The 14,575-nt window shown below is 59.8% G+C and carries 13 protein-coding genes, 1 tRNA gene and 1 pseudogene; 1 reads left to right on the plus strand and 14 read right to left on the minus strand.

Going from position 1 to position 14,575, the window contains the following annotated elements; translation table 11 throughout:
• Positions 1–23 precede the first annotated feature (23 nt).
• The 7 genes from dnaB to rnr form a co-directional block, all read right to left on the minus strand.
• On the minus strand, positions 24–1,418 hold the full coding sequence (dnaB, locus tag BLW24_RS03520; protein ID WP_090376759.1) for a replicative DNA helicase: 1,395 nt from the start codon (positions 1,416–1,418) through the stop codon (positions 24–26).
• A 115-nt stretch (positions 1,419–1,533) separates the two neighbouring features.
• Positions 1,534–1,980 (minus strand): 50S ribosomal protein L9, encoded by a 447-nt coding sequence (rplI, locus tag BLW24_RS03525; protein WP_090376762.1) that lies wholly within the window; start codon positions 1,978–1,980, stop codon positions 1,534–1,536.
• A gap of 21 nt (positions 1,981–2,001) precedes the next feature.
• A complete protein-coding gene (locus BLW24_RS03530; RefSeq protein ID WP_090376765.1) occupies positions 2,002–2,895 on the minus strand; it encodes a YybS family protein in 894 nt (297 codons plus the stop codon).
• A gap of 36 nt (positions 2,896–2,931) precedes the next feature.
• Positions 2,932–3,162, minus strand: coding sequence for a 30S ribosomal protein S18 (gene rpsR, locus BLW24_RS03535; protein ID WP_069519637.1), 231 nt, complete (start codon positions 3,160–3,162; stop codon positions 2,932–2,934).
• Between the two features lie 28 nt (positions 3,163–3,190).
• Entirely contained in the window at positions 3,191–3,613 is a 423-nt protein-coding gene (gene rpsF, locus BLW24_RS03540) for a 30S ribosomal protein S6 (RefSeq protein WP_090376767.1), read from the minus strand.
• Between the two features lie 244 nt (positions 3,614–3,857).
• The gene (rlmB, locus tag BLW24_RS03545; RefSeq protein ID WP_090376769.1) at positions 3,858–4,610 is read right to left on the minus strand and encodes a 23S rRNA (guanosine(2251)-2'-O)-methyltransferase RlmB; all 753 of its coding nucleotides are present in this window, start codon (positions 4,608–4,610) and stop codon (positions 3,858–3,860) included.
• On the minus strand, positions 4,607–7,147 hold the full coding sequence (gene rnr / locus BLW24_RS03550) for a ribonuclease R (protein WP_090376772.1): 2,541 nt from the start codon (positions 7,145–7,147) through the stop codon (positions 4,607–4,609). Before rnr ends, rlmB begins: the two co-directional genes overlap by 4 nt.
• Before the next feature lie 215 nt (positions 7,148–7,362).
• Between rnr and BLW24_RS03555 the strand changes: the two genes are divergently transcribed.
• A tRNA-Leu gene (locus tag BLW24_RS03555) sits at positions 7,363–7,449 on the plus strand.
• A 103-nt stretch (positions 7,450–7,552) separates the two neighbouring features.
• On the opposite strand, the gene BLW24_RS27095 is transcribed toward BLW24_RS03555, so the two are convergent.
• The 7 genes and pseudogenes from BLW24_RS27095 to hflK form a co-directional block, all read right to left on the minus strand.
• On the minus strand, positions 7,553–8,437 hold the full coding sequence (locus BLW24_RS27095) for a methyl-accepting chemotaxis protein (protein ID WP_420875024.1): 885 nt from the start codon (positions 8,435–8,437) through the stop codon (positions 7,553–7,555).
• A pseudogene (locus BLW24_RS27100) lies at positions 8,411–9,340 on the minus strand (HAMP domain-containing protein); the annotation flags it as partial. The gene BLW24_RS27095 and the pseudogene BLW24_RS27100, both read right to left, overlap by 27 nt.
• Before the next feature lie 284 nt (positions 9,341–9,624).
• A complete protein-coding gene (locus BLW24_RS03565) occupies positions 9,625–10,920 on the minus strand; it encodes an adenylosuccinate synthase (protein ID WP_090249662.1) in 1,296 nt (431 codons plus the stop codon).
• Between the two features lie 64 nt (positions 10,921–10,984).
• Positions 10,985–12,172 carry an ATP phosphoribosyltransferase regulatory subunit gene (locus BLW24_RS03570; RefSeq protein WP_090376778.1) on the minus strand — a complete coding sequence of 396 codons (1,188 nt, stop codon included), beginning with the start codon at positions 12,170–12,172 and terminating at the stop codon, positions 10,985–10,987.
• Between the two features lie 37 nt (positions 12,173–12,209).
• Complete coding sequence (locus BLW24_RS03575; RefSeq protein WP_090249667.1) at positions 12,210–12,395, minus strand: DUF2065 domain-containing protein; 186 nt, start codon at positions 12,393–12,395, stop codon at positions 12,210–12,212.
• A 100-nt stretch (positions 12,396–12,495) separates the two neighbouring features.
• Positions 12,496–13,365: a protease modulator HflC gene (gene hflC, locus BLW24_RS03580; RefSeq protein ID WP_090376781.1), complete on the minus strand. Its 870-nt coding sequence runs from the start codon at positions 13,363–13,365 to the stop codon at positions 12,496–12,498.
• Positions 13,365–14,522 (minus strand): FtsH protease activity modulator HflK, encoded by a 1,158-nt coding sequence (gene hflK, locus BLW24_RS03585; protein WP_090376784.1) that lies wholly within the window; start codon positions 14,520–14,522, stop codon positions 13,365–13,367. Before hflK ends, hflC begins: the two co-directional genes overlap by 1 nt.
• Positions 14,523–14,575 lie beyond the last annotated feature (53 nt).

Below are 14,575 nucleotides of genomic sequence, written 5' to 3' on the forward strand. Positions count from 1 at the left end.
ACGCCTGAAGCCCGCGCGTCAGATCACTCGTCTTCGAACTGATAGCTACCCGGCGCAAGGTTCTCAAAGCGCGAAAACTTACCGAGAAACGCCAGCCGCGCCGTACCCAGCGGGCCGTTACGCTGCTTGCCGATAATGACTTCAGCCACGCCCTTGTACTCGGTCTCGGGGTGATACACCTCGTCGCGGTAAACAAACATGATGATATCGGCGTCCTGCTCGATCGCACCCGACTCACGCAAGTCGGAGTTGATCGGGCGCTTGTTCGGGCGCTGTTCCAGGCCACGGTTAAGCTGCGACAGGGCAATCACCGGGCAGTTGAATTCCTTGGCCAGGGCTTTGAGCGAGCGGGAGATTTCGGAAATCTCGTTGACTCGGCTGTCGCCGCTGGAGCCGGGAATCTGCATCAGCTGCAGGTAGTCGACCATGATCAGGCCGATCTCGCCGTGCTCGCGGGCCAGGCGGCGGGTACGCGCACGCATTTCCGAAGGCGAGATACCGGCGGTATCGTCGATAAACAGCTTGCGGTCATTGAGCAGGTTGACCGCGCTGGTCAGGCGCGGCCAATCGTCGTCGTCCAGGCGACCGGCACGCACCTTGGTCTGGTCAATGCGCCCGAGCGAGGCGAGCATACGCATGACGATGGAGTCGGAAGGCATCTCCAGGGAGTACACCATCACCACCTTGTCGCTGCGCATCAGCGCGTTTTCCACCAGGTTCATGGCGAAGGTGGTCTTACCCATCGAGGGTCGGCCGGCAACGATGATCAGGTCAGCCGGCTGCAGGCCGCTGGTCAGGTTGTCCAGGTCGGTAAAGCCGGTGGACAGACCGGTGATGGCGTCGCCGGCATTGAACAGGGTGTCGATGCGATCGATGGCCTTGACCAGGATATCGTTGATCCCCACCGGCCCACCGGTCTTCGGCCGCGCCTCGGCAATCTGGAAGATCAGGCGCTCGGCCTCGTCGAGAATTTCGGCACCGGTACGGCCTTGTGGCATATAGGCGCTGTCGGCGATTTCACCGCTGATGCCGATCAACTGGCGCAGCGTGGCGCGCTCACGAATGATCTGCGCATAGGCCTTGATATTGGCCACCGACGGAGTGTTTTTCGCCAGTTCGCCGAGGTAGGCCAGGCCGCCGACTTGTGACAGCTGGCCTTCCTGGTCCAGCTGTTCGGACACGGTGACCACGTCGAAGGGGTGGTTACGCTCGGCCAGCTTGAAGATCGCACGGAAGATCAGGCGGTGGTCATGCCGATAGAAGTCGCCATCGGACACCGCATCGAGCACCCGCTCCCAGGCGTTGTTGTCGAGCATCAGGCCGCCCAGTACGGCTTGCTCCGCCTCGATCGAGTGCGGAGGCACCTTCAGGGCGGAGGTTTGCAGGTCGTACTGTTCGGGCAGGCTGATGTCGTTCATAAGGCTCGGGCAAGGAATTCTGTGTTGGAAAAACAAAGGGCACGGCATCGCTTTCGCAATGCCGTGCCCGATGTTAGCGAGCCTGCACTCAAGTGCAAGCCCGTTGAGCAGCCAGTTAAGCGGCTACAACAACAACCTTAACGGTTGCTTCAACGTCGCTGTGCAGGTGCACGGCTACGTCGTATTCGCCGAGTTGACGAATGGTGCCGTTCGGCAGACGCACTTCAGCTTTGGCCACTTCAACGCCAGAGGCGGTCAGGGCTTCAGCGATATCGTGAGTACCGATGGAGCCGAACAGTTTGCCTTCATCGCCCGCGGTAGCGGTGATGGTGACTTCCAGTTCAGCCAACTGAGCAGCGCGGGATTCAGCGTAAGCTTTCTTCTCGGCAGCCAGTTTTTCCAGCTCGGCGCGACGCGCTTCAAACGCAGCAACGTTTGCAGGAGTAGCGGCAGTGGCTTTGCCTTGCGGCAGCAGGAAGTTACGACCGTAACCGGCCTTAACATTCACTTTATCGCCCAGGTTGCCCAGGTTGGCGATTTTTTCCAGCAGGATCAGTTCCATTTGGTAATAACCTCTTAACTTTTAACCTTCACCGTTCGCGGGACCCGAGCCTTGTTTGCGCTCAAAGCGACCACGAAAATCAAGCAGACTGTCGACAATGGCCAAAACCACCAGTAACGGATAAGTCAGCTGCATAAACAGCAACAACGTGATGTACAACCCGACCAGCCAGAACTTACCTAGCCGACCTTGCGCCACCAGCCCATGCAACAAGGCGATGCCCGCAAACGCCAACGGCACACTGCATAACGGGGTCAGCATGGCCATTTGCGGACCCAGATTGGGCCCCAACAGCATGCCAACCAGCAGCAACATCGCCAGCGGGGTCGGGAGGCGTAGCGCGCGAAACTCGCGGCCAAAACCACCCGGGTTATACAACTGCGCCTGCCAGAAGCGCCCAAGCATCAGGCTCAACAAGCTGACTACCTGCAACAACGCCGCGATCAATCCGGTCAGTACCGGTGCAATCAGGCTATCCAGGCGCGCTCGCTCATCCACCGACATCTGCTGGTGAACCCCATCAAGCATTTGCGGCATCAGCTTTTGCAGCTCAAGCGCCATTGCTTGGATGGGTTCGCGGAACACCGCACCCAAGACCAACCCGTACACCAGGCCCAATGCCACGCTGCACAGCAGCACACGATTCCAGGACAGGTTGGCGTGTAACAACAACGCCAATCCCAGCGCACCGAGCAACACCAACAGGGTGCGCGGCTCACCGAAATACCACCAGCCAATGGCCGGCAGCAGGGCCCAGGCGAGGATGCCAGCGGCATCACTCCAACCGCGCCGCAGAAGCACCAGGCTTCCCGCGGCAGCACTCAACCAGAACAACAGCGGCAATGCCGCAGAAACCACCACTACAAGAGTGGCCTGCATACGGCCGCGCATAATGAATTCAGCTATGGCGCGCATGCGATCTATCCCTTACTTCTTGTCGAACATCCGGTCTCAGCGGCCGTGGCTGTCGGTGTAAGGCAGCAGGGCCAGGAAGCGGGCGCGCTTGATAGCGGTAGCCAGCTGACGCTGATAACGAGCCTTAGTACCGGTGATACGGCTAGGAACGATCTTGCCGGTTTCCGAGATGTAAGCTTTCAGCGTGTTGAGATCTTTGAAATCGATCTCTTTCACTTCTTCTGCAGTAAAACGGCAGAATTTACGACGACGGAAGAAACGTGCCATGAGAGTGGCTCCTCAATAGATCCGTGGATTACTCGTCAGCGTTGTCGCTGTCGTTGTTGTCGCTGTCATCGCCATCAACAGAATCGGCGCTTTCAGGACGGTCACGACGCTCACGGCGCTCACTGCGGTTTTCTTCGGCCTTGAGCATCTCGGACTGGTCAGTAACGGCTTCGTCGCGACGGATGACCAGGTTACGGATCACGGCATCGTTGTAACGGAAGTTGTCTTCCAGCTCAGCCAGGGCTTTGCCAGTGCACTCAACGTTCAGCATCACGTAGTGAGCTTTGTGGACGTTGTTGATGGCGTAAGCCAGCTGACGACGGCCCCAATCTTCCAGGCGGTGAATCTTACCGCCGTCTTCTTCGATCAGCTTGGTGTAACGCTCAACCATGCCGCCGACTTGCTCGCTCTGGTCCGGGTGAACCAGAAAGATGATTTCGTAATGACGCATAAATGCTCCTTACGGGTTGTAGCCTGCCGCCAAATGCGGTCAGGCAAGGAGTGAATTTCACTTGTTTGTCTTGCTGAAACAGAAAGGCGCAAAAGCGCCTGCCGTCGCGGCAAGGGGCGACATTCTAGTGAAGCCCCCTGCCACGCGCAAGGCGAACTGGTGATTATTTGAACAATCCGCAGCGGGCGCACGGAACAGAGAAGGCTTAACAAGTGCGGGCACCGGCCAGATGCCCGCCATACACTCACTTCTTGCTGACAGCCTTGCGCTGGCGCAATGCCTCGAACAGGCACACACCGGTGGCAACCGACACATTGAGACTGCTGACACTGCCCGCCATCGGCAACTTGACCAGGTAATCGCAGTGCTCACGGGTCAGCCGGCGCATGCCTTTGCCTTCGGCACCCATGATCAGCACGGTCGGCCCGGTCAGATCATGCTCGTACAACTCCATCTCAGCCTCACCGGCCGTGCCAACAACCCATAGCCCGCGCTGCTGGAGTTTCTCCAGGCTGCGCGCCAGGTTGGTCACCGCGACCAGCGGGATCACCTCGGCGGCGCCGCAGGCCACCTTGCGCACGGTGGCATTGAGCGTGGCGGACTTGTCCTTCGGCACGATAACCGCCAGCGCACCAGCCGCATCCGCGGTGCGCAGGCAAGCACCGAGGTTATGCGGATCGGTCACGCCGTCGAGCACCAGCAACAAGGGCGCGCCCTCAGTGCGATCGAGCAGCTCATCAAGCATCGCCTCGCCCCACACCTGACTGGGACTGACATCAGCCACCACCCCCTGATGAACCCCTTCAACCCAGGCATCCATCTCGCGGCGTTCACACTGACCAACAGCAACCCGCGCATCCGCCGCCAGCGCCAGCAGCACTTGTACCCGCGGGTCATTACGCCCTTCTGCCAGCCAAATCTGCTTGACCCGTTTAGGGTGGTGACGCAGTAATGCCTCTACGGCATGCACGCCATAGATCTTTTCCAACTGACTCATGACTTCGCCTTACGCTTGCGCGCGCCGCCGGACGCCGGCGCCCCACCAGCCGGAGCGCCCTTGCGGTGCGCCCCAGACTTGCCCGACTTGCTGGCTGGTTTGGACGACCCACTCTTGGCCGCGCCTTTGCCGGCTTTGCTCTTCGAATCACTGAGCAGCGACTTTTTCAGCGCACGGCTCTTTTCCACATCGGTATCACCTGGCGCAGCGCGCTCGCCGCGACGCCCTGTTTTACCTGCCGCCGACTCAAAACCACCACGACGCTGACCGGCCGGCATAGCCGTTTTGCCTTCAGCCAATTCGAAGTCGATCTTGCGCTCGTCCAGATCGACGCGCATGACCTTGACCTCAACGCTATCGCCCAGGCGGAAACTGCGACCACTGCGCTCGCCCGCCAGGCGGTGATGGACGGGGTCGAAATGGTAGTAATCGCCTGGCAAGGCGGTGACGTGCACCAGGCCTTCGACGTAGATGTCTTTCAGCTCGACGAACAGCCCGAACCCCGTCACAGCCGTAATCACACCCGGGAAGGTTTCGCCGACGCGATCCTTCATAAACTCGCATTTGAGCCAGTTCACCACATCACGGGTTGCTTCATCGGCGCGCCGCTCGGACATCGAACACTGCTCGCCGAGCTGCTCGAGAATCGCATCGTCGTATGGGTAGATGCGCGCTCGCGGCATGATCGCCGCACCGGCACGCTTGACGTGCGGGGTATCGAGCTTGGAACGCACCACACTGCGAATCGCCCGGTGGATCAGCAGATCCGGGTAGCGACGAATCGGAGAAGTGAAGTGCGCATACGCACCGTAGTTCAGACCGAAGTGGCCCTGATTATCCGCGCTGTACACAGCCTGACTGAGCGAGCGCAGCATCACGGTCTGAATCAGGTGGTAATCCGGACGTTCGCGGATACTTTCCAGCAGCAGCTGGTAGTCCTTGGGCGACGGACCGTCCTTCGACTTGCCACGGTGCAGCGACAGCCCCAGCTCGGTGAGAAAGGCCTTGAGCTTCTCTACACGCTCCGGCGGCGGACAGTCGTGCACGCGATACAGCGCTGGAATTTCATGCTTCTGCATAAACGCAGCCGTGGCTACGTTGGCGGCCAGCATGCACTCTTCGATCAGCTTGTGTGCATCGTTGCGCTGGGTTGGGCGGATCTCTGCGATCTTGCGCCCAGCACCGAAGATGATGCGGGTTTCCTGGGTCTCGAAGTCAATGGCACCACGCTCATGACGCGCCGCCAGCAATACCTGATACAGCGAGTACAGCTGCTTGAGATGCGGCAGCACTTCTTTGTACTCGCCACGCAAGGCCTTGCCTTCGCTGCCCTTGGGCTGCTCAAGCATGGCACTGACCTTGTTGTAGGTCAGTCGCGCGTGAGAATGGATCACCGCCTCGTAGAACTGGTAATCGGTCATCTTGCCGGTCTTCGAGATACTGATCTCGCACACCATGGCCAGCCGATCGACATGCGGGTTCAACGAGCACAGGCCGTTGGACAGCTCTTCCGGCAGCATCGGGATAACCCGCTCAGGGAAGTACACCGAGTTGCCGCGCACCTGGGCTTCGGCGTCCAGCGCCGAATCGATCTTCACATAATGTGAAACGTCGGCGATGGCGACATACAGCTTCCAGCCGCCGGAAAACAGCCGCCAGTTGCTGCCGTTTTTCTCGCAATACACCGCATCGTCGAAGTCGCGCGCGTCTTCACCATCAATGGTGACGAACGGCAGATGGCGCAAATCAATGCGTTTCTCCTTCTCCTCGACTTCCGGCTTGAGCTTGCGCGCTTCCTTGATCACCGCCTCCGGCCAGACATGCGGAATATCGTAGCTGCGCAGGGCAACGTCGATTTCCATGCCCGGCGCCATGTAGTTGCCCACCACCTCAACCACATCACCCTGGGGCTGGAAGCGCGGGGTCGGCCAGTGGGTGATCTTCACCTCGACGAACTGGCCTTGCTTGGCATTGGCATTGCGGCCCGGGGTGACCAGCACTTCCTGCTGGATCTTCGGATTGTCGGCAACCACGAAGCCCACACCACTTTCTTCGTAGTAGCGACCAACTATCGTTTCGTGAGCCCGCGAGATCACCTCAACGATCGCCCCTTCACGCCGGCCACGCCGATCCAGCCCGGAGACACGCACCAACGCACGGTCACCGTCGAATACCAGACGCATCTGCGCCGGACTGAGGAACAAGTCATCGCTGCCGTCATCCGGCACCAGGAAGCCAAAGCCATCACGGTGACCGCTGATGCGGCCGAGAATCAGGTCAAGTTTGTCCACCGGGGCATAAGTGCCACGCCGGGTATAGATCAACTGGCCATCGCGCTCCATAGCGCGCAGACGGCGGCGCAGCGCTTCGAGTTGGTCTTCAGTGGCCATGCCAAACTCATCGGCCAGCTCTTCACGGCTCGCCGGGGAGCCACGGTCAGACAAGTGCTGCAGGATCAGCTCGCGACTTGGAATGGGGTTTTCGTATTTTTCCGCTTCACGAGCGGCCTCGGGATCGAGGGATTGCCAATCGGCCATTAGAGGTAATTCACCTTATCTACACAAATTCGGTTTGCCATGCGCCTATTGAAGCGCGAAACCACTGTCCAGGTCAGCCCGGCACACAGAATAAAATTTTTTAACAACAGGGGTTTACAAGTAAAAACCCGATCCGTATTATGCGCGCCACAACGACGGGAAACGAAGTTAACCGAGTTGTAGTTGATAGCAAATAAGCATGTTTTGCAATCAATGCCCAGGTGGTGAAATTGGTAGACACGCCAGCTTCAGGTGCTGGTGACCTTACGGTCGTGGAAGTTCGAGTCTTCTCCTGGGCACCAATTCAAAAAACCGAGTCCCTGACTCGGTTTTTTATTGCTCGCGATTTAATCCATCACGTCGCAACCATCCGACGAGCGCCAGAGGCGCCCACCCTCAATCGATTTAAACGCGAAACTGCCCCAGACTGGCTTTGAGCTTCTTCGCCAAGCCATCCAGCACGCGGCCACTATTCGCCGTTGCCGCTACCGCCTCCGCCGCCCGCCGCGCCTCGACATGAATGACCTCGACGCGACCACGCACGGCATCCGCCCCCTCAGCCTGATGCGCCGCGGCCTCGGTCGCCGTGTTGATTGCTCCATGCACTTCCTCGACCGCTTCGCGCACCGACTCTTGCACCCGCGCACTTTCACGCAGCGCAGCCAAGCCTTGATCCGCCTGCTTGCCCGCCTGACCAATAGCCTCAACCGCCTCGCGCGCCCCCTGTTGCAGTGCGCCGATATGGGTCTGAATATCGCCGGTGGACTGCTGCGTCTTGCTGGCCAGTGCGCGCACTTCATCCGCCACCACGGCAAAACCGCGACCACTTTCGCCCGCCCGCGCAGCCTCAATCGCCGCATTCAGGGCAAGCAGGTTGGTTTGTTCGGCGATTGAGCGGATCACCGTCAGCACCATTTCAATCTGCTCGCTCTGCTTAGCCAACCGCTCGATGACTGCCGAACCGGTTTCCACACGCCGCACCAGCTCCTCGATCGAACCACCAACGCGCAGCGCAATCGCGGCATTGTCATCCGCAGCCTGACGAATAGCACCAACGCGCTGCAACGCTTCGCGCATGGCCTGGCTTTCCGCCTGCGCTTCACCGGCCATTTCCGCCAGCGCCTGCAGACTGCCCGCCACCTCATCACGCTGGCGCTCAGCAGCCGACTCGGCAGCCGCACTGCGCGAGGCCAGATTGCCGATTTCCTGCCCGGTGAGCGAAGCCACCTCACCCGCCTCACGCACAATCGGCTGCAGCTTGGCGACGAAGCGATTGACCGCCGCTGCCATGTCACCAATTTCATCACGACTATTGAGTTCGACCCGACGCGTCAGATCACCCTCGCCCGCCGCCCAGTCATTGAGCACCGCAATCAAGGTATGCAGCTTGCTGACTACTCGCCGCCCCAGCACCAGCGCCAGTACCAGCAGAATCACCAGCGCCACCACCGCCAGGCCCATGCTGATATTCCAACGCAAGCCGGCCGCAGCCTGTTGCACCACCTTGCGACTGCTCTGCTCCATACCGCCGGCCGCCTCACGCGCAACACTCAACCGCGCCACCAAGGCATCCGCACTACTGGTGGCTGCGCCACTCAAACTGTCGGAAACCAGCTGCCCACTGCTATCGATCAGGCTGACAAAGCGCTGATCCAGCTTCGCCAACTCCTCATCCACAGAAGCAGTGGAGACCCCTAACAGGACCTTGCCAATATCCGAACCCATTGGACTGATCGCAGCCTCGGCGATATACACGCCCGGATCATTGGCGGCGGCCTGCAACACCTTATCCAGCGCACCACCGCCTTCGCCTTTGGCCATCAGCGCACGAACGCGGGAATTCTGCCGATTGAGGTGACGCGTCAGGCGCTCGCCTTGCGCATCGAGATAAACCGCAAACAGCACAGCCGGATTGCGATGGGCACCACGCACCAACTCGGTCAGCGCCGGTACATCAGCGTCCCAGATTGCCTTCGGCGCAACCGCCGAGAGCAACTGCGCCAACTCATCGGCAGAACGCTTGAGGTTACTGTCCAGCACACCACGAATCTGCGCCTGCTCCTCGGCCAGCCGAGCGGAAAGGCCTTTGGCTAACTGCGCCTGAGTGCTAGCGGAAAGGCTGTCCAGGCCGCCACGCACCTCATTTCCGGCCTTGGTCAGCTCCCCAACCAGTCGCGCCGTATCGGCCTGCATGCCTTTGGCCAAATCCGCCTCAAGCGTCGCCACTGTGGTACGGGTCAACGCCACAGCCACAACGACCTGCACCAGCAGGGCCACACCCAGCGCGAGAAACACCGGCAACAGCAGGCGACTGCGCAACACAGAAATAATGGCAAACACGGCAGACACTCCTGACAACGGTAATGCCTATAACGGCGGGGAAGCTGATTTATAAAGGCTAGCTCGAATATTTTTACCTGGACCAGAAACGACAAAGGGCCGCCAATTGGCGACCCCCTGTGCACTGCCTGTGACTATCAGGCAAACGGATGGCGCAACACAATAGTCTCGTTGCGGTCCGGGCCAGTGGAAACGATATCAATCGGCGCACCGACCAACTCTTCCACACGCTTGATGTAAGTACGCGCTGCCGCTGGCAGCTCTTCCAGGGTTTTCGCACCCAGGGTCGACTCGCTCCAGCCTGGCAGCTCTTCGTACACCGGCTGCAGACCCAGATAGCTGTCGGCATCAGTCGGCGCATCGACCAGAACGTCGCCGTTCTGATCTTTGTAACCCACACAGATACGGATAGTTTCCAGGCCGTCGAGCACGTCGAGCTTGGTCAGGCACAGACCGGAGATGCTGTTGATCTCGATGGCGCGACGCAGGATCACCGCATCAAACCAACCGCAACGACGGGCGCGACCGGTGGTGGAACCGAACTCATGGCCACGCTTGGCGAGGAACGCGCCGGTTTCATCAAACAGCTCGGTCGGGAACGGACCGGAGCCAACACGGGTGGTGTACGCCTTGGTGATACCGAGGATGTAATCCAGGTACATCGGACCGAAACCGGAACCGGTGGCAATGCCGCCAGCAGTAGTGTTGGAGCTGGTGACGTAGGGGTAGGTGCCATGGTCGATGTCCAGCAGCGAGCCCTGAGCGCCTTCGAACATGATGTCCTTGCCCTCACGACGCATGTCGTGCAGCACGGCAGTCACGTCGGTCATCATTGGCTTGAGTAGCTCGGCGTATTCCATGCACTCGTCGAGTGTCTTCTGGAAGTCGATGGCCGGCTCTTTGTAGTAATTGACCAGTACGAAGTTGTGGTAATCCAGCAACTCGCCAAGCTTGGCGGCGAAACGCTCACGGTGGAACAGGTCGCCAATACGCAGACCACGGCGCGCCACCTTGTCTTCGTATGCAGGGCCGATGCCGCGACCAGTAGTGCCAATCTTGGCATCGCCGCGAGCTTTCTCACGAGCCTGATCGAGAGCCACGTGATACGGCAGGATCAGCGGGCAGGATGGACTGATGCGCAGACGCTCGCGCACCGGCACGCCCTTCTCTTCCAGCTTGATGATTTCACGCATCAGCGCATCGGGCGCAACCACCACGCCGTTGCCGATCAGGCACTGCACGTTTTCGCGCAGAATGCCGGAGGGGATCAGGTGTAGAACGGTCTTTTCGCCGTCGATCACCAGGGTGTGGCCAGCATTGTGACCACCCTGATAACGCACAACAGCTGCAGCCTGTTCGGTCAGCAGGTCGACGATCTTGCCCTTGCCTTCATCGCCCCACTGGGTGCCCAGGACTACGACATTCTTACCCATAACACTAACCCTCTTCGCAAACTTGATGCCGGCCACAGCCGACGGAAACTTTTCGCACGACCGCTCAGGCAGCCAGCGCAGCCAACTGCCAGCGACCATCACGCAACAGCAACTGACGATCACACCCTGCAGCCTCGGCGTCAGCCGCGACCTGCCCAGGCAATGCCTGAACCACGCGCTGACCGTCCTGACGCAAACGCACAATCGCCTGCCACAAAAACACATCATGGTTATCCGGCGCCCATATTCCGGCCGGCTCTTCACCCAACTGCATCTGCCCCAGGCTTACCAGGGTTTTCAGGTCAGTGGAGAAGCCTGTCGCCGGACGTGCTCGGCCAAAGTCGGCACCGATATCGTCATAGCGCCCGCCCTGGGCGATGGCATAGCCCACGCCCGGGACGAAGGCCGCGAACACCACACCTGTGTGGTAGTGATAGCCGCGCAGCTCGCCAAGATCGAAGTACAGCGGTAATTCCGGGTAGCGCAAGCTCAGTGCGTCGGCAATCGACATCAGATCATCCAGCGCCGCATGCACATCGTCCGGCGCATCGGTCAGGCAAGCCTGAGCCAGATCCAGCACCTCACGACCACCGCACAACTCGCTGAGTGCGCGCAGCATCTTGCGCAGGTCATCCGGCAGGGTTTCGGTCAGCTCTGCGACCTCGTCCATCGCCTTTCGCTGCAGCGCATCGAACAACTGCTGCTCGACCTCGCCAGACAGCTCGGCGGCGCGCGCCAGGCCACGATAGATACCGACATGACCAAGATCCATGTGCACATCCGGCACCGCAGCCAGCTCAAGGGTGTTGACCAGCAGGCTGATCACTTCCACATCGCTGGCCGGGCTGGCATCGCCATACAGCTCGGCACCCAGCTGGATCGGGCTGCGCGAGGTGGTCAGCGCACGCGGCTGGGCATGCACCACGCTACCGGCATAGCACAGACGGCTCGGCCCTTCACGGCGCAGGGTATGCGCATCGATGCGCGCTACCTGTGGCGTGATATCGGCACGAAAGCCCATCTGCCGACCGGACAGCGGGTCAGTCACCTTGAAGGTACGCAGATCCAGATCCTGGCCCGCGCCAGTCAACAGCGATTCCAGGTACTCGATATGCGGGGTGACCACAAATTCATAGCCCCAGCGCAGGAACAGGTCCAGCACCTGGCGGCGCGCCACTTCAATACGCCCTGCGTACGGTGGCAGTACTTCTTCGATGCCATCTGGCAGCAGCCAGCGGTCTACCGTTGCCATTTCGCCATTCCCCTCTTGAACCGGGCGGCACAAGCCTTCAGTGAAGCCAATAAAGGACGGTTGTTCCCAGCAACATGCTGGCCAACCCCAGCAGACGCAGCTGCCTGTCAGACAACTGCATCAGTTGTAAAAGCGTGTCACGCCAATGGCGCGGACACAGGAAGGGCAGGATGCCTTCCAGCACCAGCACAAGACACAACGCGATGCCTAATTCCTGCCACATGCTTCCCACAGACGCAAAAAAGCCGGGATTTTCCCGGCTGTCGCATGATACCACGTTTTCCACAAGGATCACCCCGGCGGCTGCCCGCCGGGGTGATGACTTAAGGCTTGGACTTCTCCAAATAGCGGAAGAAGTCGCTGCTCGGATCCAGCACCAGCACGTCACGCTTATCGGCGAAGCTCTCGCGATAAGCCCTCAGGCTGCGATAGAACGAGTAGAACTCCTGGTCCATGCCGTACGCCTTGGAATAGATCGCCGCAGCCTGGGCATCACCCTCACCGCGCAGCTCTTCAGCCTGGCGGTAGGCATCAGCCAGCAACACGCGACGCTGACGGTCGGCGTCGGCGCGAATACCTTCGGCCAGCTCCTTACCCTTGGCGCGGTGCTCACGAGCCTCACGCTCACGCTCGGAACTCATGCGATCAAACACGCTGCGGTTAACTTCCTTCGGCAGGTCGATAGCCTTCACGCGCACATCCACAACCTCGATACCCAATTCTTTCTGCGCGGCACGATTCAAGGAGGCGGTCACATCTGCCATCAGCGCATCGCGCTCACCCGACACAGACTCATGCAGGGTGCGCTTACCGAACTGGTCACGCAGGGACGCTTCAAGACGACGCGCTAGACGCTCGTCGGCAATCTGCTTCATGCCAGAGGTTGCAGTGTAATAGCGCTCGGCATCCAGCACTCGCCACTTGGCGAAGGCATCAACCATCAACGCTTTCTTTTCCAGCGTAAGGAAACGCGAGCTGTCAGTATCCAAGGTCAGCAGACGCGCATCGAACTTGCGCACCTGGTTGACGTACGGAACCTTCACATGCAAACCAGGCTGCACGTCCGGCTGGACGATACGACCGAACTGCAACAGCACCGCACGCTCAGTCTGCGAGACGATATAGAAGCTATTCCAGGCGACCAGCGCCAGCACCACACCAACAATAAGGGCGATCAGCGATTTATTGCTCATCAACGGCTCTCCCTTGTACGCAGTTCAACCTGACGCGGATCGATAGTTACCCGCGAGCCAGCGTCTGCAGTGCTCGCAGAGCCAGATATCGAGCTAGGCGCAGAGGAGCTGCGGCCATCGATCATTTTGTCCAACGGCAGATAAAGCAGGTTGTTCTGCCCCTTGTCGCCAGTCACCAGCACCTTGCTGGTATTGCTCATCAGCTCTTGCATGGTGTCCAGATACAGACGCTCGCGAGTGACCTCAGGTGCCTTGCGGTACTCAGTGACCAATGCAGTAAAGCGATCTGCCTCACCCTGTGCGCGGGAAACCACTTCATCACGGTAACCGCTGGCATCCTCGATCAGGCGCTGCGCCTGACCACGGGCTTCCGGCACCACGCCATTGGCGTAGGTTTCCGCCTGATTCTTCTCACGCTGCTCGTCTTCACGGGCGCGAATCACGTCATCGAAGGCTTCCTGCACTTCACGCGGCGCCGCCGCACTCTGCAGGTTGACCTGAGTAACCGTGATACCGGTGCGGTAGTTGTCGAGGAAACGCTGCAAACGCTCCTTGACCTCGCTGGCCATCAGCTCACGACCCTCGGTCAGCACCTGATCCATCTCGGTAGAACCCACGACGTGACGCACGGCACTGTCGGTCGCATGCTGCAGACTGACTTCCGGCTGATCAACGTTGAGGACGAAATCCTGCAAGTTGCTGACCCGGTACTGCACGGTCAACGGCACTTCGATGATGTTTTCGTCCTCGGTCAACATCTGCCCCTGCTTGCTGTAAGCACGCTCGCGGGTGACGTTTTCCTGAAACTTGCGATCAATCGGCGGGAAATAGATATTCAGGCCCGGGCCGACTGTTTCGTAGTACTTGCCGAAGCGCAGCACCACAGCCTGCTCCTGCTCATCAACGACATAGATCGCGCTGTACAGCCAGACTGCAGCCAGCAGCCCCAGGCCCACGAACAGCAGGCCGAAACCGCCGCCATTGCCCGAGCCAGTTTCACTGCCTCGTTTCTTGCCGCCACCGAACAGCCCATTCAGGCTCTCCTGCAGCTTGCGGAAGGCCTCATCGATATCCGGCGGCCCCTTGCGATCACCGTTCTTACGGCCACCCCACGGGTCCTGATTATTCGAGTTGCCACCCGGCTCATTCCAAGCCATAGCGCTCTCCATCTGATAAAGCAAAGACGCGCCCACGGCGCGCCCGCCAATGC

It is taken from the genome of Pseudomonas anguilliseptica, assembly GCF_900105355.1.
Taxonomy (GTDB): Bacteria; Pseudomonadota; Gammaproteobacteria; order Pseudomonadales; family Pseudomonadaceae; genus Aquipseudomonas; species Aquipseudomonas anguilliseptica.